The organism is Pseudomonas sp. ANT_J12, from assembly GCF_008370045.1.
GTDB lineage: Bacteria > Pseudomonadota > Gammaproteobacteria > Pseudomonadales > Pseudomonadaceae > Aquipseudomonas.
This window is the reverse complement of the sequence record NZ_VOBN01000015.1, coordinates 71495-89665: the sequence shown is the minus strand read 5'-3', so window position 1 is coordinate 89665 and position 18171 is coordinate 71495. Positions and strand designations below refer to the sequence as shown.

Below are 18171 nucleotides of genomic sequence, written 5' to 3'. Positions count from 1 at the left end.
ATGAAACTCCGTTATCCACAGGTCTTCCTGTTCCTCTGTTCGTTTTGCGTATTGCCGACGACCTTCGCCGCCGATGCCGCGGTCAAACTCGACACCCCCATCGGTGGCTGGCGTACCGGCGCCCTCGAGGGCGAAGGCGAAAACTTTCGCCAGAGCGTCAACTACCCGGCCTCGTCGGTGAATACACCGCCAGGCCAAGCCAACACCGCGCGCATTACCGGGCAGATCAACGCCACGCCCAAGTCGAAAGAACCGGGACGCTTGATCGTCAACGGTATCAGCATGCCGCTGAAAATCGACCCGGCAGGCCGTTTTGATCGCCCGTATTCATTCCCCAATGGCAGCAACAGCGTTGAAGTCCGCAGCCCCGATGGCCAGCAACGGCATCGCACCCAGTTCCTGAATGTCAGCGGCGGGGCGACGCCGGCCAAGTTGCGGGTGCTGCTGTCGTGGGACAGCGACAACACCGATCTGGACCTGCACCTGATTACCCCGGACGGCGCCCACATCTGGTACGGCGACCGGGTGGCACCCAATGGCGCAGCGCTCGATGTCGACGTGACCACGGGGTATGGCCCGGAAATCTTCGCGATGCCGGCGCCGATCAAGGGGCAGTACCTGGTGTATGTGAATTACTTCGGCGGCGGCTATCGCAATGACGAAGAAGGGCAGGAGGATGCGGTTCAGGCGTTGACCACGGCGCAAGTGACGGTGATTACGGAGGAAGGCACGCCCAACGAGAAGATGGAGACGTTTCTGGTGCCGATGCGGGCGGTGGGAGAGTTGACGCTGGTCAAGGGGTTCAGCTATCCGTGAGGGGGTAGCCAGAGGACTGTGAACCCCAAAGTCGACGCCGCCAGTTGAGCAATCCCGCAGGATGTCGAATCAGGCGGCCGGCATTTTAGCGGCCGCAAGACTGACATCGCGCAAAACCCCGATGTAACCGTTATACAGATTGCCGGTGGGCACCAACTGCCGGGCCACGAGTTGCTGATGCACGCTACGCAAATGGTAGAAGGGCACGCGCACAAACAGGTGGTGCTCGATGTGGTAGTGAATGGCATGCGGGCCGAACACGAAGGTCTGCCAGTTGCTCCGGACAATGCTCCGCGCATTCTGGCTCTGGTCATCGCAGGCGGGCAGGCCGGCGTGTTCCATGATGGCGCGGATGCGGCCCATGAACGGCAGCAGGGTGATCGCCGGCAGCAACCACAAGGCCGGGTAGAGCCAGGCGTGCCCGGACCACGCCAACACGCCGAGCAGCAGGCCGTTGCTGGCGAGCATTGAAAACACTTCCCACGTAACCCGGCGGGGTGATTTGTCGACCTTGGGCATGATGTCCCGATAGTCGCCCCGGGCAAACTGGCCGGCGCTGATGAAGTAGCCCACCCCACAGAGGTCCGCCAACAGCTTGGCGGCGAGCTTGCCCCTGGGTAGCGGAAAGTCACCGAGACCAAACACTGCGACCACCGGGTCGTCATGCCGCATCGGCGCGAGGTGATGTTTTAAATGCCCGGCGCGGTAGGTGTGCAGCGACAGGAACAACGGCCCGGCGGCAAACAACTGCCCGATAACATCATTCAGGCCCTGGTGGCGCACGACCACGCCGTGGGCGCTTTCATGCATGATCACCGCCAGCGCCAATTGGCTGCGGGCAATGATGATCGCCGCCAGCAGGTAAGTGACCGGGTGCGGCCACAGCGCCGCCGCCGCCAATGACGCGGCGATCAAGCCCCAGTCCGCCAGCAGCGCCAACAGGGTCAGCCACGGTTTCAACGCAAAGAATTCTGCGGGCAGCGTGTAAGCATTCAGGGCCGGATTGTCGCCGGCACGGGAACTGGGTCTGGACACGTGCGTCACCTCCTTGTGTGTGGCGGCGTGAGTGAGCGGATTCACACGCTGAGCAAGCGACTGACCCACGCGTCGATCCGCGCCTGGGCGCACGCGTTGCCGGCTGCCCCGTCGGAATCCGGCGCTTGAGCCTCGGTCAATTGCGCGGCAGCTTGTGCCACCTGACGGCGAAAATCAGCGGCGTCACCGCGCCAGGTCACCACTCGGTGCTCCAACTGCAGCTGTGCCGCGCGGGCGGCATTGGTCGCCTGCTCGGGCTGATCGGTAAGGACCAGAATGATCGGCCGCCGATAGACCCGCGCGATCGACAGCGCAGCCATGCCCGGTGCCGACACGATCACCTGTGCCTGCGCCGCACGGCTGGCCCAGTCCGGGTCAACCCCGAGCCAGCCGCCAACCCCGGCGTAACCTTCACCCACCTGATGAGCGCTCAGGCCCGCATCGGCGATGCCCGCGCTCAAGGCTTCGGCCAGGAGGATATCGCTGAAATGCGGGTTCAGATAAATCGCCGCGCCCACCGCTTTTTGCGTCGTTTGCGTGTCAGCCAGGGCGACGGGCGTCGGCAATCGAAACACTGCCGGTGCCTGGGTATCGTCGACCTCATAGGCGAAGTCATGCTCGATACACGAGCGCGCCGCGTCGATCTGCAGGCCGACGATCCAGCCGAATAACCGCCCGAAAAAACGCGGCCACATCCCCTCGAAATTGTTGATCAGCGCGACCTTCAGGCTCGCGCCGTACACATGCACGACCTTGCGCCGCCACCCGGGCACCGCGCCCATGAACAGCAGCGCCGGGTGGAAGGAGTCATTGATCACCAGGTCGGCGCTGCGCAGTTTGCGGCGCAAGCGCAGGATGTCGCGAAGCATCCGGCCCGGCCGGAAAACATAGTGCGCCACGTTGCTGTTGGTCGCCTTGCGCAGCATGTTCTGCCCGCTGTCGAACTGCACCGCGTAGTGCCGCGACAGGATCTCGGCCTGGATACCGAAGCTTTCCAGAAAGCGCTGCCCTTGATCCGAAGTGGTCAGTACTTCGACCTGCGCGCCCGCCTTGTGCAACGCGTGCACCAGCAGTTGGGCGCGCATCAAATGACCCCGTGCATCGGCGGTGGCGAGGTAGAGAATGCGCGAAGTCATCGGTGACCACCGCGCGTCCCGCCATAGACCCAGCCGGCCACGTACATCGCCAGTGCGCCGGTCACGCCGAAGCCGGATTCGATCGTGCGGATCTCGGCCAGCAACGTGCGCAGGTGGCCGGTTTCCTGGGGGCCGACGATGCGCCGCAAGGTGTGTTCGCACAGTCGGACGTGGGCTTTTTCGTCGGCCAGCACCCGGGACAACAACGGGTAGAACCCATGCTCGGGGCCAATCACAGCGCAGTGGCGACTGAGGACGCGCTCGGCCATCTGCTCGGCGCACAGGCCTGTTGCGTAAGCGGGTACCAGCAAACCGTGCTCGAAATGTTTTGCATAGCGATGCGCCAGGCGCTGCCAGCGCTGGATCTTGCGGCGGCTGAGCCAGTCCGGGGCCAGGCGCGTCTCGCCGTCATCCCCCACCGCGCGCAAGGCTTCGCTGAACAGCGTCACATGCCGGCGCTCATCGGCCAGGTGTTGCTCGACCTGACGCTCAAGCCAGTCGGGCGACTGTGGCAACAACTCTTCCAGCAAGGCGCGTTCTGTTGCGTCTTCCCCGGCAAGGTACATGCGCAGCAGCAACCTTTCGCCGCGTTGGCTGCGGTGCAAACGTGCCAGTGCGGCACGCTTGATCCGGTCCACCCAACGCGCCTGCACCGCGCCCAGGCCTTGTGCCTTGGGTGTGGCCAAACAGGTAAATCCGTCTTCGGTGCCGGTTTGTTCCATCACCCTCATTGCGCCGACTGCTGTGCGGTAGCCGAGGTGGTTTGCGCTTCCGGCTTGCGGTGCCAGGCCAGGATCAAGCCGATAAAGCTGTCCTGCATAAAGGCGTAGCCCGAAGTGGCGGCAGCGGGGAAGGCTTCTTCACGGTCGTTGTAACGCAGATAACCGGTGCCGTTGCGCGCCCCGAATTCCAGCGTGTCCTGTTTATTAAAGCCACGCTCGCGCACGTCTTTCAGAAGCGGGCTGTCTTCGAGACCGAAAATAAACAGCTGGCGCTGCACCACCCACACCGGAATGTGGCTGCTCAACGCCTGCAACTTGAGGCTCCAGCTGCCATTGGTGAGCAATTGATTCAGGTCGGTAGTCGTCGGTTCTTCCGAGGTAAAACCGGCCCGCATCAGCGACTTCGAGACCTTGCCGACGCCGAGGGAAATCGTGATGTCGTTGGCGGAAGGATGCTTCTCATCGCTTGGGCGCACGACGACAAAGTAGTTGGCCACCCGCGCAGCGAGTGATGGGTGCGCGAGCAGATTGCGCGCCTGTTCGGCGGTGAACAGCACGCGCTCAGTGCTGCCTTCGCGGACGCTGATCCGGTACGGGGGCATCACGATGTCGTCGAATTTGCCGCGCACCGGCGAGTGCACGTAGGTGTCGGGCTTCCAGGTCTTGCCTGATCGACGCAGCAGCACGTGCAGGCTCAACGGCACACGCTGACCGTCAGCCGCGATACCGCTGCCATGCAGCAACACGTCGCCAATCACGGCTTTGCTGTCATGGGCGGCATCGGCAGATATCACGATGGTATGAGCGTCAGCGTCGAGGCTGGCGTGGGCATCCGGCACATCCAGCGCGATGCGGTTGCACTGCGCGTTATTGCCCGTCGTACCGCCCATGAGGTCGGGCGGGCAGCCTTCGGTGGAGGCGAAGTGAAACACGCCACGGCCGGTAAACTCGGCGGGCGCGGCGTTGGCCTGGATGCTCAGTGACAGCAGGACCAGGCTCGTCAGGTAGGAACAGCGTGAAACGAAGGAGTCAGTTTTCATCATTACTTCCTGTAATCGGGTTACGTGCAAAAATCTGCGGCGTTGCCCGGAATCAATCCAAAGGTCGGTGATAGGACAGTGCTTCAGAGTGGCGAGCTTTCCCGCGACCGGCAGAGATGCCCAGCCCCCGAACGACTGCGCCTGCGGTGTCGAGCAACGACATGCCAATCACCATCGATATCCCGGCGAGGCGTCGCACACCGTGCAGCGGCGGCAAATCCTGATGGTTCAAGGCGCGCAGGCTGTAACCGAGACGGCCCGCCATCACGCAAAAAGGGCCTACGGGCCCGCTGCGGCCGAGCCATTGCAGCCAGGCCGGCATATAGGCGCGCACCAGGTACGGCGTGAGGCCGACGCTGTCGCCGCCCCTGAGCCAACGCAGTTTCACCACTTCGCCACGGGTGTCCGGCAATTTGTGTTCGGTGTGCGCGCGCGGGGCGTACAGCACCGCCACCCCGGCAGCTTGCAGGCGCAGGCCCATGACCTGGCAATGCGCGCGGTACACGCCATCGAGCGGTTCATAGCGATGCTGTTCGAAGGTGTCACAGCGAAACGCGACGTTATTCGCGTAGAAGTTGCGCGTGGCGCCTTCGCGCAACGGGCTGGGGAAATACATGAAGTCGATCGCGGTCAGGGCACTGCCCGTCGGGCTCGCGTCGTAACTGGTGCGCCCGGCGACCGCCAGCGGTGCCGTCGCCCCGGGCTGGGCGAAGGGCGAGAGCAACTGCTCCAGCCAGTCGAGGCAGGGACTGCAATCGGCATCGGCAAACACCACGTATTGGCAGCGGCTTTGATCGATCGCGTCGAAACCGACATTTTTCGCATCGTAGTAGCCGGTGCTCGAATCGATTTCGATGAAGTCGATCGGCCGCCCGGCCAGTTCTGAAAGCTCGTTGCACGCCTGAGCATCCAGACCGTCATGGGTGATGACCCACTGCGCAAAAGTCTGCGGTGCCAATGTTTGTTGGCCCAGGGCGCTGATCAGCCGTTTCAGGCTCGCCAACGCTTCCTGTGAGTCATGGCCGCCGCGCAGATTATTGGTTTCGACGACTAATGCCGTGTTGGCTGCGACGACATCCAGTCCGCTCGTTACTTCCTTGTTTCCATGCGCCATTGGCATCCCGAGTTGCTTCGTAATAAGTGTGTTAGCCCAAGCGTTTTCGCCCGAAGCGAATGAACTCAGCCTTTTTGCTTCGACCCCGACCAGAGCAGGGCCAGCAGCGCCCGGGAGTCCATGAGGCGATCATCGGCGCTGACCAGTTCCGGCAGGGCATGCCATGGCAGGTTGGCGTTGCGATGATGATGCAGATGCAGGTTGATGTGATACGGCCAGATGAAAAACCGGCCGATACAGCCTACGCGCCATGCGTACGTCCATTCCGGCCAGCCGGGGGTTACACCCGGTCCACCGCTGTGTTCGGCAATGCTGCGGATTTTCTGCAACAAAGTGCCCAGCGTGGCCAGTGGCACAAACCATAGCAGGGCCAGCAGCAACAGTGTTTGTGCAGAACATTGCCAGACCAGCACTGACAACAGCGCCAGCCAGATAATGCCCGCCGCCATAACTGGCCGGGTCATCTTCAGTGACGCGCCGCCGGCGTTTTTATAAGCGCGCAGGTTACGCAGCATATTGATGATCAACAAATCGCCCAGTAATTGCCGGAGCAGCAACCTCCCGCTCAAGGGCCGGAACTGCCAGGGTTGCCGATGATAAAGAAAGCGCCGCTCCGGGTCCCGTGCTGCCCCCGTGTGCTGATGATGCTCGAGGTGCAGCGGTCGATAGAACTCGATGGGCACCGTGCCCGGAACGCCGATGGCCAGGTTGATCAGAAAGTCGTTGAGACGGCGATGGCGCGTCAGGTGGTAGTGCGTGGCGTCGTGGTACAGGATGAACAGCGCATGTTGGCGCGCGGCAATGATGACGAAGGCCAGGCCGTACACGCGCCAGTCCGCGACATAGATCGCGATGCGCAGCGTCACGATGATGCACAGCCATTCCAGCAGGATCGCGCCCAGGGTGCGCAAATCCACCTTCAGGCGAAGCAGCAGGACGGTGATCAGGCCTGCGACGGCGCCAACGGCGATGCCATACACCGCGTCGAGAAAGACATGTTGTCCGGTGGTCAGCACGGTTATCACCAGCACCAGGCTCCACAGCGCAAACAGCCAGGCCTGGCGAACGCGCAGGTAACTCAGGACCACGCTGATCGCCACCGGCAGCGCGACATGGCCGCTGGGCGAGGCGGCCAGCGGTGAGTCGATCTGGTAGAACCACGTAAGCAACTGTGACGAGGTGTCCGGGCGCATCACCAGGGTGGGCCAGAACAGGTGGCTCACCAGGCAGGTCCCGGAGGCCAGGGCGGCGGCAAAAAAGGCCGGCAGCAGCCACTCGCAACGCCGACCCATCAACACCAGGGTCGGCATGATCAACAGATAACTCAAATACAGCGCCAGCGTGAAAGGCAACTTCTTGATGTGCGCGTCAATCATGCCCGGCTGAATAACCCGCACCGGCCCCATCGGAAAGTGCGTGACCAGAAAATATAAAAGACCGGTCACCACGGTGTAGACCACGAGCCAACTAAAGGGGCGGGTCACGCGGGACGTATTAAAACCAAGACCGGTAGCGCTGTGGGGCATGAATTAAGGGCACCTGGATATATCAGGACACGTAGTCATTAAGTTTGTCATTGGAAGACCTGTTTGACCCACGGAAGTCTACGTTGCATTGACCGATTGATCCCGCCAGAATCCGGCCATCTTGCTCTTGATGCAGAAGGTCTCCATGAGTTTATGCGCAACGTCCTTTGAATGCTCCCGGCTGCGCCTAAATGAAATTGATCGGATGTTCGAGATTTATTCTGCGTCGTACCACGATACTTCGCGTTTACGCTTTGATCAGGATCTCAAGGACAAAACCCACTGCATCGTTTTGCGTGGTGCGGATGAAGTTATTGTCGGTTTTACCACCCTCAAACTGTATGAAAAAACCTGGGCCGGCCAACCGATTAAAGTGATTTTTTCGGGCGATACCATCATTGACCGTGAACATTGGGGCAGCCAGCAACTGGCATTCGCCTGGATGCGCCTGGCGGGGGAGATCTGGCAGGCGATGCCTGAAGTTCCGCTCTACTGGTTCCTGATCTGCAAGGGCCACCGCACCTATCGCTATCTGGGCGCCATGGCGCTGAACTATGCCCCGCGCGCGGGCAGGGTGACGGATTGTGATACCCAGGCCTTGCTCGATCACTTGGCGATCGATCGCTTTGGCGACGCCTACGATCCGAACACCGGCGTGCTGTCCTTCGACGTGCCCCAAGGTCGCCTGACCACGGAACTGGCCGAGGTCCCCGGGCCTCACTTGCGCCTGAACAACGTTTTATATTTCCTCGAAAAAAATCCCCGCTACGCCTCGGGCGATGAGTTGGCCTGCCTGTGTGAATTGCGCCCCGATAATCTTCGGCCGTTGGCGTTGCGCCTGTTTGCCGACGCGCGCCCGTCGCCATGCTGATCCGCCAGGCCAGCGCCGCCGACAACCTGAAACTGCTGGATTTCCAGGCGCAGCGGGCCATGCAAGGTGGCTTGCCGATGCGCTTTGATCGCGGGCCGGACTATTTCGCGCTGCACCATTGCCATGCCGCGGACCATCGGACCTGGATGGCCGAAGGCGAGGGCGGTGAGTTGAAGGGCATCGCCAGCCTGGTGGTGCGTGAGGGCTATTTGCAGGAACGCATTCAGCCCGTGGCGTATCTGGGGGATTTGCGCCTGGTGCCAGACCGGCGCCTGTCAAAGTCGTGGATGGCCGAGGTCAAGGTTCGGCTCGCAGCCTTGGCCGACGAAACCGGGGTGCAGCACGCCTATTGCTGTGTCATTCGCAGCAATCGGCTGGCGGCACACTCGCTGCTCGGTGGTCGGCGTGCCAATCCGCTGATGCTTTCCCACTGGCGCGGCTACAGCAACGTCGCCGTGTATGGTCAGCGCGGCTGGGGAAGTGCGCCGCGAACGGTGGAGAACGTGCGCATTGTCCAGGCGCAACCCCGCCATGCCGATGCGCTGCGGGCCTTTCTCGACCGTGAATCGGCGGGCCAGCCGTTTGGCAGCGTTTTTAGCGAGGCGCAGTTTTCGCGGCGCCTGGAGACCTGGCCGGACTTCGGTATCGAGTCCTTTCTGCTGGCCGTGGACGCGCAAGACAATCTGCTCGGTTGTGTCGCCCCTTGGGATGCCGGGCGTATCAAACGGGTGGTGCTGGAGAAACTGCCGCTGTCCCACCAGGCGCTGCGCCTCGCGTTCAATGCCTGCGCGCCGGCGTTGGGGCGTCCGGCGATTGCCGCCCCGGGCGAGGCGCTGCAGGACATTTACCTGACTCATCTACAGGTTCGGGAGCGAAACCCGCAGATTTTTGCCGCCCTGCTGGATGTCGCCTGGGCGCGTCTTCGCGGTTGGTACGCGCTGATGCAACTGTGCCTGTATGACAATGATCCGCTGTGGACGGCGATGAACCGCTATCGCTCAGTGTCCGTGCCCATGGATTTGTACACGGCGCCTTGCGTCAGTAGCGCACCCGCGCTGGCGCTGGATGCCGGGCGTATCCCGGGGTTTGAGATCTATCTGGTCTGATCGGGCCGGATCTCATGCAAGACGTTCAGCAGCGTCAGCCAGAACCGGGTCGCGTCGAAACCACCACCGCCCAGCACAGGCTGGCCGTGATCGAGTCGCGGCAGGCAAATCTGCGGCATGCCCTCGATGCACAGGTTCTCGAGGTAAAACTGGCCGTCATGGGCACAGCCCGGTCGTTGCGCATTGAGGCGCGCATGATGGGTGTCGAAGCGTGAGCTGGGGGCGGCGGTCCAACTGACGACGTGGGCTGCATGCAAGTCGGCGGGCAGTTGATTGAGCAGTTGAGCGATCTGCGGGTCGCGCCGGCTGCTGATATCCCGTGTGCCCGCGGCCATCCACGGCGTTTTGGCCAGCACCCGGCGAACGCGGTCGAGGGGGTAGCCGTGGGCGGATAGCCCGGTGGCGCAACCCAGCACTTCATCCATGACCGTCGAAGGACCGGTCGGCGGTTGCACCAGCGCAACGCCATCACAGGCGTCGTTCAAGGCGCGGTCCTGAGACAGTGCCGCCAGCGCATCGAGCCCGCCCTTGCTGTGCGCCAACACGACAAAGCGTTGCCCTGGCTTGAGTTCGGCGGCCAACACTTGGCGGATATGCATGCCTTGCGCCATCACCCCGCGCGAAGAACGTACAGGCATGCGCAGCACCTGATAACCCGCGCGCCTCAGCGCCTGTGCGCACTCCTGAAAACACCGTGGCAACCACTCGGAAAACAGCCCGGCCACCAGCACCACCAGAGTGCTTTGGGGAAGGTCTGGTGTGGGTTTGTCCCAGCACGAGATAAATCGCCCCGTCCAATCCAGGTGTGCCGTCGGCCTTGCGAATGGTGTGGCCGGAAAATGCAGCGGCCAATCGTCAAAGCCCTCTGGCACCCAAGGCGTGTTCATCGAGTGGGCCCGGCGTATTCGTCGAGTGTTTGGCGTGCCGCGTCCAGGGCTTGAGTGGTGTCGAGGCGGTTGGGGTGAAACCCTGGGACGAACCAGAACAGCCACCTCGGAAAGGCGCGTGTCAGCGGGCCGGGGTTGACGAATAACCACCACTGCAAGCGCAGCCAGCCTCGCCAGTTACGGCGTTGCCCGTCATTCCTGGCCAGTCGGTAAATGAAATACAGGACGTCGACGGCAAAGTACGCCGTCATGGTCAGCATGACCCCGCAGCGCATCAGGTAGCGCCACAGCGGATGACGCACCACCGCGCACAGCACGTCGAAGGCGACGGCCTTGTGTTCGGTTTCTTCGATGGCGTGCCAGCGCCACAACATAGCCATCCTCGGGTCGGCGCCTTCCAGCACGGCGGGATGGCGCAGCAACTGGTCGGAGAGTATGGCGGTGAAATGTTCCAGGCTGGCGGTCATGGCCAGACGCGTCGCCGGCATGAACCGATTGCCGACTTCCTGCCGGCGCAGGAGCAGTTTCTCCAGTTCATCAATCGGCGCTCCCTGTGCCGCCAATAGTTGGTTGTACAACCGATGTTCACGGATATGCGACGCTTCCTGATAAACAAACGCGTCAACTGCCCTGGACAGCGTGGCATCTGTTTCGATCGCGCCACGAAAGTGCACGACACTATCAATGAACAGTTTTTCGCCGAGGGGAAACATGATCGACAGCCCATCAAAAAAACGCGTGACGTGGGGCCAGTCTCGATACCAGTAACGGGGAATACTCGCATCCAGTGCAAAGCGAACGTTGCGATGGGGGATTGTTGTATTAGTTGATTGCGCAGGCGGGCACCGGGAGAACAGGCGTTTGAGATACGACATATCGACGGGAGCTGCCTTGAAAAACTACAGGCTATCTCTTTCTTGAGTACCGCAACTAGTAGTCATAGCGAAGTTGTCCGCGATGCGTCGTTGCCGCATGGCCCCGGCAACTTATCGTGAGCGCGCAGAACTGGGCGTTATACTCGCGGCCTATGACCTTTCCACAGGATCCCTCATGCGCCGTTCCACTGACATTTCGCCAACCCGTCGTTTCGACGTGGCTAACCTGTGTGTTCTGGCGCTGCAAACCCTGGTGTGGGGGGCGACACTGACCTGGCTTTCACACACTGATGTGGGTGGGCTCAAGTGGCTGGTCCTGATTCCGTTTTGCCTGGTCATGCAAGGCGTGTTCTCGATGATGCACGAGTCCTTTCATGGGTTGGCCCACAGTAAGAAGTCGCTGAACTACTTCGTCATGTGGTGGGCTTCAACGCTGTTTGGGGCCTCGGCCACGCTGATCCACATCAACCACCTGGGCCACCACACGCGTAATCGCACTCGTGCCGAACTGGCGGATTTCGCGGTCGCGGATGAGTCGCTGCTGCGTAAGCGGGTCGAGTACTACTTCGCGGTGCTCGGCGGGATCTGGCTGGCGGCGTTTGTCGGCAGTCTCTTGTTGCCGCTGCTGCCGGCGCGGATCACTGACAAATGGTCGCAAACCGCCGAGGTCAATACCTACGCCGCGGCCTTCAAGGACTTCTCCAACAGTGACTTCCGGCGTATCCGCCTGGAGGTGATCGCCAGTCTCGCGGTGTGGCTGTCGGTCGGGCTGGTGCTGGGCTGGACATGGCAGGTGGTGCTCATGGCCTACCTCGCTTTTGCATTTTCCTGGTCGTCGTTGCAGTGGGTGTACCACATGCGCACGCCGCTGGATGTAGTCGAGGGCGCCTATAACATGCGGGCGCCGCGCCTGGTGCGCTGGGCATTCCTGAACTTCAACTACAACCTGACCCATCATCGGCAATCGGGGCTGCATTGGCAGCAGATGCACAGGGCCTCCAACCTCAAGGAAACCCGGCCGTTGTGGTTTGGCTGGCTGCAAGTGTTCCTGCCGCCCCAACGCCTGCCCGACGACTTGACCCAGCTCGACAAGACCTACTTTTGATGAGCGCCGACAACGGCGCCAAACGCGCTCTGTGGCAGGGGTTTATCGACAGTGCCCAGCCCGCTCTTGAGCATTGGCGCGAACAACTTGAGCAGCCGGAATTGGCGCAAGAATGTGTGTTGCAGCGCCTGCTCAACGCCAATCGTGACTGCGCGTTCGGGCGTGCCCACGGCTTCGCCCATATCGCCGATTCAACGCAGTTTCGCGACAACGTACCGATCCACACTTATGCGCAACTGCATCCCTGGATCGAGCGTGCGCAACACGAGTCGCAAGCGATTTTGACCTCCGTCCCGCCGGTGTTTTTCGAGCGCACGAGCGGCAGCAGTGCGCTGCAAAAAGCGATTCCCTATACGCGTGCCTTCCTCGGTGAAATGCACAGCGCGCTGAACGTCTGGCTCGCCGACATGTATCGCCAAGTGCCGGAAATCAGTCATGGCTCAGGCTACTGGTCGATGTCGCCGCCGCTGCAAATGCCGGTGGCCGCGCCGAATGGGATCTCCATCGGTTCCGCCAGTGATCTGGAGTACTTGAGCGGTAGCAACATCGCCAGCCTGGCGGGGACGTTGCTGATTCCAGGGTTTGCCGGCGATCCGTCACAGTGGCGCCGGCAGACCCTGCTGGCGTTGCTGGCCGATGCTGATTTGAGTTTCATCAGTGTGTGGAGCCCGACGTTCCTGACCAGTCTGTTGCAGCCGTTGTTTGACGGCGAAACGCCTGAACATGCACAAACATTTGCATGGTTGGAAGAGGCGCTTCCCGCCTCGCGCAAGTCCGCCTTGCGCCGGGCAAGATCCCAGGGCGTGTGCACCGAACTGTGGCCACGCCTGGCCGCCGTCAGTTGCTGGGTGGACGGCCCCAGCCGTCACTATTTCAAGGCATTGGCGGCGCGTTTTCCCCAGGCGCAATGGCTGCCCAAAGGCCTGTTCGCCACCGAAGGCGTGGTCAGCGTGCCCTATGGCGACGGCGCCGGGTGCCCGCTGGCGATCGGCAGTCATTACCTGGAGTTTCTCTGCGAAGACGGTGCCTTGCGTAATGCTCATGCGTTGCGCATGGGCGAAACCGCGCAAGTCCTGCTCACCACCGGTGGCGGTTTGTATCGCTACGCATTGGGCGATCGGGTCCGGGTTGTCGGTGTGCAGGGGCGTACGCCGCGCGTGGAGTTTATCGGGCGCGCCGAGGTGACCAGTGACCTGGTCGGGGAGAAGCTCGATGAGCAAATCGTCCAGGGCATTTTTGAACGTTGCCTTACTACAGAGGCTGCCGCGTGCCTGATCCCCAATGCTTCGGCCACGCCACCGTATTACCTGGCGTTGGTCGCCACCGGCGAGGACATCGATTCACCCGCGCTGGCGCTGGCGATCGAGTCAGCGTTGTCGGGCGCCTTCCATTACGCCCAGGCACGCAGCCTGGGGCAACTGGCGCCGCTACGGGTTCGATGGCTAAAAGGTGACGCCGATCTGCTCGCCCAGGTCCTGCAACAGGCAGCGGAGTTGAGCGGCATCCGCGCCGGGGACGTCAAACCGCGCCCACTTATCAATCGGCTTGCAACAGCCGACGCCATCCTTGCCCTGACGGAACCCCAATGTCCGCACTTCTGATCAGCACCGTCGAGGTGCCTTGCGATGCCACCCTCGAACAATGGTATGTGGCGTGCTCCAGCCAGGAATTGCCCAAGGGCAAGCCGCACCGGGCAAGGATTCTTGAACTCAACCTTGTGCTCTTCCGTCAGCGAGACGGCCAGGTCGCGGCATTGCTCGACCAATGCGTGCACCGAGGCACGCGATTGTCGGCAGGCAAGATCGCCGACGATTGCCTCGTCTGCCCCTACCATGGCTGGCGCTATGACGCCCAGGGCCAAGTGGTGCATATCCCCAGCGTCGGCGATAAACAATGCTCATCGACACCGCGAGAGCCTCGATTCAAACAGCGCCATTTTGCCGTGCAAGAACTCGACGGACTGATCTGGGTGTACACCGGCACCGGCGACCCGCAGGCCAAACCGGTGTTCAGGCTGCCGGCCTATGCGGAAAAAGGCTGGCAGTCTTATTTCATGATCAACACCTTCGAAGCCGACGTCGGCAGCCTGGTGCAAAACTTCATGGACGTGCCACACACCGTCTTCGTCCACGAAGGCATCTTCAGGTCCGGCACCGGCCGCACCATGGAAGCCACACTCGCCTGCAAGGCACACAGCATCGAAGTGACCTATCACGACGACGGCGACAAAATCGGGCTCCTGAACTGGCTGAGCAACCCCGACGGCGAGCCACTGGTCCACACCGATCGCTTCTTTGCCCCCAATGTCACCCGCTGCGACTACCAATGGGGCGACCGCTCGGCCTTCTACATCATCAGCCAAATCACCCCGATCAACCCCCGCCAATCCCGCGTCTACACCTACATCGCCTACCGCTTCCGCTTACCCCACTGGCTACTGCGAACCTTGCGCCCGTTCATCCACCTGTACACCCGCATCGTCATTCGCCAGGACGTGAAAATCATTCAGGCGCATAGAGAGGGGCTTGATAATGCGGCGGGTTTCAAGCCGGCGAATGTGCAGGCGGATGCGGTGCATGTGGGGGTTGAGCAGTTGTTGGTGGCGGTGAGGCGGGGGGAGGAGTTGCCGGTGGGGCAGCGGCGGGAAAGTCGGATACGGTTTGAGCTTTGAGGGGCTGAACCTTCTGATACAGGTATCCGTGGTGCTGCAGGCCGTTCTGGCCTGCATGCAAAAAGTGAATCTAGACGTCATCACTGGCCAGCTCACGCTCAATCTGCTCAATGCTGGGCAGGCTGGTTTGCAGCTCTGCCGGCAAGGACTCCACTAATTGATATTCGGCCACGCCAATGGGGCGGGCGTTATCACGCAGGGCATATTCGGCCACTACCGTGTTCTTGCTCTTGCATAGCAACAGGCCAATGGTCGGGCCGTCCTGCGGATGTTTGAGTTGGGCATCCACGGCGGCGAGGTAAAAACCCAGTTGCCCCAAATGCCCGGGTTTGAACTTGCCAGCCTTGAGTTCGATCACCACATAGCAACGCAGCTTGAGGTGATAAAACAGCAGGTCGATGAAAAACTCGTCACCGCCTACGTCCAGCAGCACTTGCTTGCCGACGAAGGCAAAGCCTGCGCCCAGCTCCAATAAGAAATCGGTGACGTGCTTCACCAAGGCGTTTTCGATCTCGCGCTCCTGGGCATCAAGGGTTAGGCCGAGGAAGTCGAAACGGTAAGGGTCTTTCAGTGTTTCGCGGGCAAGGTCGGATTGCGGTTTAGGCAACTGACTATCGAAGTTACTGACTGCGTTGCCGCTGCGCTCCAGCAGACGGGTTTCGATCTGCATCACTAAAATGTTGCGCGACCAGTTGTGCTCGATGGCTTTGGCTGCGTACCAGCGGCGGGTTTCAGGGGCGTGGAGCTTGTCTAGCAGCACTAAATTGTGACCCCAAGGCAATTGTGCAGCAGCTTGTTGCACAAATTCCGAGTCCGGCCAAGCTTCGGCAAATGCGCGCATGTACTTCAGGTTACGTGGCGAAAATCCTTTCATATCCGGAAACGCCGCGCGCAAATCCTGAGCCAAGCGGTCGATCACCTTGGTTCCCCAGCCCTGTTGGGCCTGGCGGGACAAAATATCCTGCCCGATCTGCCAATAGAGCAGAACCAACTCGCGATTCACCGCCAGCGCGGCGCGCTGCTGGGCATTGTGGATGCGGCTTTTGAGGTCGATCAGCCAATCACCGTAGCCTTCGGGGGGCGTGGTCAGGCCTGCGGGGGTGTCGCTCATGCTTTTGTCCTTTGAGCTCTTTCGGCCGAAGGCTAGACAGCGCATTTATCAGGCGCAAGCGGGTTTGGCTTTCCAGGAAATTTCCTTCAGAAGAAAGCGAAGCGGCTTACTTTTAGGTTTCTATCGCTGATAGAGAGAAAGGTTGCTGCACTGCTGAAGCTGGACAGGAGACTTTTCGACAGGCATTAAAAAGCCGGCTTGTGGCCGGCTTCTCGGGGACTGGCTTGGTTCATTTTTGGTAAACCGCGCCAGCCTTCAAAACGTACACCCGGATCTTGCGTCCGGCTGTGGGACTTGGCGAGAAAATCATCTGCCTTGTCGGTGCGATCAGCGCCGCGGGGCGGGGTGATCGCAAATGTGGGGCGCAGCATACTGATTTTTTTGGGGGATTCCCAGTAGGAAGTGCAGGGTAGAGCGATTGCGCTGATGTGTAGCAGTTGCCGAAGGCTGCGTTCGGCGGCGCAGCAGTCGTAAAACCATAATTTGCGGTGTCCAGGGAAGACCGCGATTGACGGGTTTACGTCTGCTGCGCAGTCGAACGGGGGCAAGCCCCCTCGCCACAATGGATTGCATGCGTTACAGGAACGGCACCGGCGGCCGTCGCTTGTTCAGCGTTGAGCACCAGAACACCCAGCCCAATACCCGAATGTTCTGTTCCTCGATCTGCGCCGCCCGAAAAACCTCATCCGGATACTCGGCGCTGTTGTGGCTACGCAATCGCAACCCGTTCCCGGGCATTCGGTGCAGGTATTTGATTCGCAACATGCCGTCATGCTCGATCGCGTAAATCTCCCCGTCGATGATCTGTGTCAGGCCGCGATCGATGGCCAGGGTTGAACCGTCTTCTATCTTCTCGGCCATGCTGTTGCCGATCATGCGGGCGCAGATGGCGTCTTTATGGTCGATTTCCAGGGCGTCGAGATAGCTGCGGGGCAGGCGAATGGGGTGGCTGTTGTCTTCGATGACGTGGGTTTTGCTGGAGCCGGGCGTGACAGGCATTTCTTTGTAGAAGGACAGCTCGACATCGGTGGGTTCGACGACGGTATAGACGCCTCGGATGGCCTGGGCGTCGTAGGTGTTGGCAGACTCGTCGAACAGGCACAGGTCTTTGGGGCCTTCGGCGGCTTTGAGCCAGTTGCTGTTGACGGACAGCTTTCGGGCGACTTCTTCCATGCAGTGGGCGGGCACACCGCGGGTGTACCAGTTGTGGACGTTTTGCGGCGCCGTGTTCAGGAATTCGGCGAATCCTGTTGTCGAGATGTTCGCCGCTTTGAGCAGCGCTTTAAACCGTGGACCGCTAGTGTTCTTTTTCATGAACGCGAGTTTACGGGCGCGGGGGAGGGGTTTGAATAAACGAACCGTTCAAATTGAGCGGGAATTTTACGACCGGATGTAAGACGCTTTTCGGGATTTTTAAACAATAAAAAACCAAACGGCCAACCAGTTAAACGTCTTGTTTAAGTCGGCATTTGTCAGCGCCCACAAAAAACCCCGGATCAACCGGGGTTCTTCTTGAAGCTTAAAGCTTGCAGCTTAAAGCTGGCTTCAGCCCTTGTAGGCAGCAACCGACTTCATGATCTCGGTGCGAGCGGCTTCGGAGTCGCCCCAACCTTCGATCTTCACCCATTTGCCTTTTTCGAGGTCTTTGTAGTTCGCGAAGAAGTGCTCGATCTGCTGGATCAGCAGTTGTGGCAGGTCGCTGCATTCCTTCACGTCGACGTACAGCTGGGACAGCTTGTCGTGTGGGACTGCGATGACTTTGGCATCGCCGCCGCCGTCGTCGGTCATGTGCAGGATGCCGATTGGACGGGCGCGGATCACGGAACCTGGGGCAACCGGGTAAGGGGTCACGACCAGCACGTCGAGGGGATCACCGTCGTCAGCCAGGGTGTTCGGGATGAAACCGTAGTTGGCCGGGTAGAACATCGGGGTAGCCATGAAACGGTCAACGAACAGGCAATCGCTGTCTTTGTCGATTTCGTACTTGATCGGCGCGTGGTTGGCCGGAATCTCGATCGCGACGTAGATGTCGTTCGGCAGGTCTTTGCCAGCCGGAATCTTGCTGTAGCTCATTGGGCGGTGCCCCCGTTAGTTGACCAAAAACACTTGGCCGGATTGACCAAAAAGTGGCGGCGATTATAGGCATATTCCGCCAC

General features: G+C 60.9%; 17 protein-coding genes. 6 read left to right on the top strand and 11 right to left on the bottom strand.

Annotated features, from left to right (window positions below; all coding sequences use genetic code 11):
* Positions 1-816: a YfaP family protein gene (locus tag FQ192_RS24935; protein WP_149660928.1), complete on the top strand. Its 816-nt coding sequence runs from the start codon at positions 1-3 to the stop codon at positions 814-816.
* 69 nt (positions 817-885) lie between these two features.
* On the opposite strand, the gene FQ192_RS24930 is transcribed toward FQ192_RS24935, so the two are convergent.
* The 6 genes from FQ192_RS24930 to FQ192_RS24905 all read right to left on the bottom strand — a co-directional run bounded on the left by FQ192_RS24930 (position 886) and on the right by FQ192_RS24905 (position 7389).
* Positions 886-1851, bottom strand: a complete 966-nt coding sequence (locus FQ192_RS24930) for a fatty acid desaturase family protein (RefSeq protein ID WP_149660927.1) — start codon at positions 1849-1851, stop codon at positions 886-888.
* 41 nt (positions 1852-1892) lie between these two features.
* Positions 1893-2987 (bottom strand): glycosyltransferase family 1 protein, encoded by a 1095-nt coding sequence (locus FQ192_RS24925; RefSeq protein ID WP_149660926.1) that lies wholly within the window; start codon positions 2985-2987, stop codon positions 1893-1895.
* Entirely contained in the window at positions 2984-3718 is a 735-nt protein-coding gene (locus tag FQ192_RS24920) for a hypothetical protein (protein ID WP_149660925.1), read from the bottom strand. Before FQ192_RS24920 ends, FQ192_RS24925 begins: the two co-directional genes overlap by 4 nt.
* On the bottom strand, positions 3715-4749 hold the full coding sequence (locus tag FQ192_RS24915; protein ID WP_149660924.1) for a hypothetical protein: 1035 nt from the start codon (positions 4747-4749) through the stop codon (positions 3715-3717). Before FQ192_RS24915 ends, FQ192_RS24920 begins: the two co-directional genes overlap by 4 nt.
* A gap of 52 nt (positions 4750-4801) precedes the next feature.
* Complete coding sequence (locus tag FQ192_RS24910; protein ID WP_256672368.1) at positions 4802-5863, bottom strand: glycosyltransferase family 2 protein; 1062 nt, start codon at positions 5861-5863, stop codon at positions 4802-4804.
* 65 nt (positions 5864-5928) lie between these two features.
* Positions 5929-7389, bottom strand: a complete 1461-nt coding sequence (locus FQ192_RS24905) for a fatty acid desaturase (RefSeq protein WP_149660922.1) — start codon at positions 7387-7389, stop codon at positions 5929-5931.
* Between the two features lie 205 nt (positions 7390-7594).
* On the opposite strand from FQ192_RS24905, the gene FQ192_RS24900 reads away from it, so the two are divergent.
* Both FQ192_RS24900 and FQ192_RS24895 read left to right on the top strand, forming a co-directional pair.
* Positions 7595-8260: a hypothetical protein gene (locus FQ192_RS24900; RefSeq protein ID WP_218585800.1), complete on the top strand. Its 666-nt coding sequence runs from the start codon at positions 7595-7597 to the stop codon at positions 8258-8260.
* Positions 8254-9366: a hypothetical protein gene (locus FQ192_RS24895; protein WP_149660920.1), complete on the top strand. Its 1113-nt coding sequence runs from the start codon at positions 8254-8256 to the stop codon at positions 9364-9366. Before FQ192_RS24900 ends, FQ192_RS24895 begins: the two co-directional genes overlap by 7 nt.
* Here the strand turns inward: FQ192_RS24895 and FQ192_RS24890 are convergent.
* The gene (locus FQ192_RS24890) at positions 9354-10004 is read right to left on the bottom strand and encodes a hypothetical protein (protein WP_306108900.1); all 651 of its coding nucleotides are present in this window, start codon (positions 10002-10004) and stop codon (positions 9354-9356) included. The two genes, FQ192_RS24895 and FQ192_RS24890, sit on opposite strands and share 13 nt — an antisense overlap.
* 245 nt (positions 10005-10249) lie before the next feature.
* Entirely contained in the window at positions 10250-11128 is an 879-nt protein-coding gene (locus FQ192_RS24885; RefSeq protein WP_149660918.1) for a metal-dependent hydrolase, read from the bottom strand.
* A 175-nt stretch (positions 11129-11303) separates the two neighbouring features.
* Between FQ192_RS24885 and FQ192_RS24880 the strand changes: the two genes are divergently transcribed.
* Genes FQ192_RS24880 through FQ192_RS24870 form a run of 3 tightly spaced genes read left to right on the top strand, consistent with a single transcriptional unit; the run spans position 11304 to position 14904 of the window.
* Positions 11304-12233, top strand: coding sequence for a fatty acid desaturase (locus FQ192_RS24880; RefSeq protein WP_149660917.1), 930 nt, complete (start codon positions 11304-11306; stop codon positions 12231-12233).
* On the top strand, positions 12233-13834 hold the full coding sequence (locus FQ192_RS24875) for a GH3 auxin-responsive promoter family protein (protein WP_149660916.1): 1602 nt from the start codon (positions 12233-12235) through the stop codon (positions 13832-13834). Before FQ192_RS24880 ends, FQ192_RS24875 begins: the two co-directional genes overlap by 1 nt.
* Positions 13819-14904, top strand: coding sequence for an aromatic ring-hydroxylating dioxygenase subunit alpha (locus FQ192_RS24870; protein WP_149660915.1), 1086 nt, complete (start codon positions 13819-13821; stop codon positions 14902-14904). The genes FQ192_RS24875 and FQ192_RS24870 overlap by 16 nt, the downstream gene beginning before the upstream one ends.
* Positions 14905-14974: 70 nt before the next feature.
* Here the strand turns inward: FQ192_RS24870 and FQ192_RS24865 are convergent, their stop codons facing one another.
* The 3 genes from FQ192_RS24865 to ppa form a co-directional block, all read right to left on the bottom strand.
* Positions 14975-16015 (bottom strand): YhcG family protein, encoded by a 1041-nt coding sequence (locus FQ192_RS24865; RefSeq protein ID WP_149660914.1) that lies wholly within the window; start codon positions 16013-16015, stop codon positions 14975-14977.
* A gap of 576 nt (positions 16016-16591) precedes the next feature.
* Positions 16592-17329 carry a S24 family peptidase gene (locus tag FQ192_RS24855; RefSeq protein ID WP_149660913.1) on the bottom strand — a complete coding sequence of 246 codons (738 nt, stop codon included), beginning with the start codon at positions 17327-17329 and terminating at the stop codon, positions 16592-16594.
* A gap of 231 nt (positions 17330-17560) precedes the next feature.
* On the bottom strand, positions 17561-18088 hold the full coding sequence (ppa, locus tag FQ192_RS24850; RefSeq protein ID WP_054052377.1) for an inorganic diphosphatase: 528 nt from the start codon (positions 18086-18088) through the stop codon (positions 17561-17563).
* Between the last annotated feature and the right edge of the window lie 83 nt (positions 18089-18171).

What these genes read in the sequence shown, in the direction of transcription:
- FQ192_RS24880 (WP_149660917.1), top strand. Translation starts at nt 11,304, where the DNA reads ATGCGCCGTTCCACTGACATTTCGCCAACCCGTCGTTTCGACGTGGCT.
- FQ192_RS24910 (WP_256672368.1), bottom strand. Translation starts at nt 5,863, where the DNA reads ATGGCGCATGGAAACAAGGAAGTAACGAGCGGACTGGATGTCGTCGCA.
- FQ192_RS24900 (WP_218585800.1), top strand. Translation starts at nt 7,595, where the DNA reads ATGTTCGAGATTTATTCTGCGTCGTACCACGATACTTCGCGTTTACGC.
- FQ192_RS24895 (WP_149660920.1), top strand. Translation starts at nt 8,254, where the DNA reads ATGCTGATCCGCCAGGCCAGCGCCGCCGACAACCTGAAACTGCTGGAT.
- FQ192_RS24925 (WP_149660926.1), bottom strand. Translation starts at nt 2,987, where the DNA reads ATGACTTCGCGCATTCTCTACCTCGCCACCGCCGATGCACGGGGTCAT.
- FQ192_RS24885 (WP_149660918.1), bottom strand. Translation starts at nt 11,128, where the DNA reads ATGTCGTATCTCAAACGCCTGTTCTCCCGGTGCCCGCCTGCGCAATCA.
- FQ192_RS24875 (WP_149660916.1), top strand. Translation starts at nt 12,233, where the DNA reads ATGAGCGCCGACAACGGCGCCAAACGCGCTCTGTGGCAGGGGTTTATC.
- FQ192_RS24870 (WP_149660915.1), top strand. Translation starts at nt 13,819, where the DNA reads ATGTCCGCACTTCTGATCAGCACCGTCGAGGTGCCTTGCGATGCCACC.
- FQ192_RS24890 (WP_306108900.1), bottom strand. Translation starts at nt 10,004, where the DNA reads ATGCCTGTACGTTCTTCGCGCGGGGTGATGGCGCAAGGCATGCATATC.
- FQ192_RS24865 (WP_149660914.1), bottom strand. Translation starts at nt 16,015, where the DNA reads ATGAGCGACACCCCCGCAGGCCTGACCACGCCCCCCGAAGGCTACGGT.
- FQ192_RS24935 (WP_149660928.1), top strand. Translation starts at nt 1, where the DNA reads ATGAAACTCCGTTATCCACAGGTCTTCCTGTTCCTCTGTTCGTTTTGC.
- FQ192_RS24855 (WP_149660913.1), bottom strand. Translation starts at nt 17,329, where the DNA reads ATGAAAAAGAACACTAGCGGTCCACGGTTTAAAGCGCTGCTCAAAGCG.
- FQ192_RS24920 (WP_149660925.1), bottom strand. Translation starts at nt 3,718, where the DNA reads ATGAGGGTGATGGAACAAACCGGCACCGAAGACGGATTTACCTGTTTG.
- ppa (WP_054052377.1), bottom strand. Translation starts at nt 18,088, where the DNA reads ATGAGCTACAGCAAGATTCCGGCTGGCAAAGACCTGCCGAACGACATC.
- FQ192_RS24915 (WP_149660924.1), bottom strand. Translation starts at nt 4,749, where the DNA reads ATGAAAACTGACTCCTTCGTTTCACGCTGTTCCTACCTGACGAGCCTG.
- FQ192_RS24905 (WP_149660922.1), bottom strand. Translation starts at nt 7,389, where the DNA reads ATGCCCCACAGCGCTACCGGTCTTGGTTTTAATACGTCCCGCGTGACC.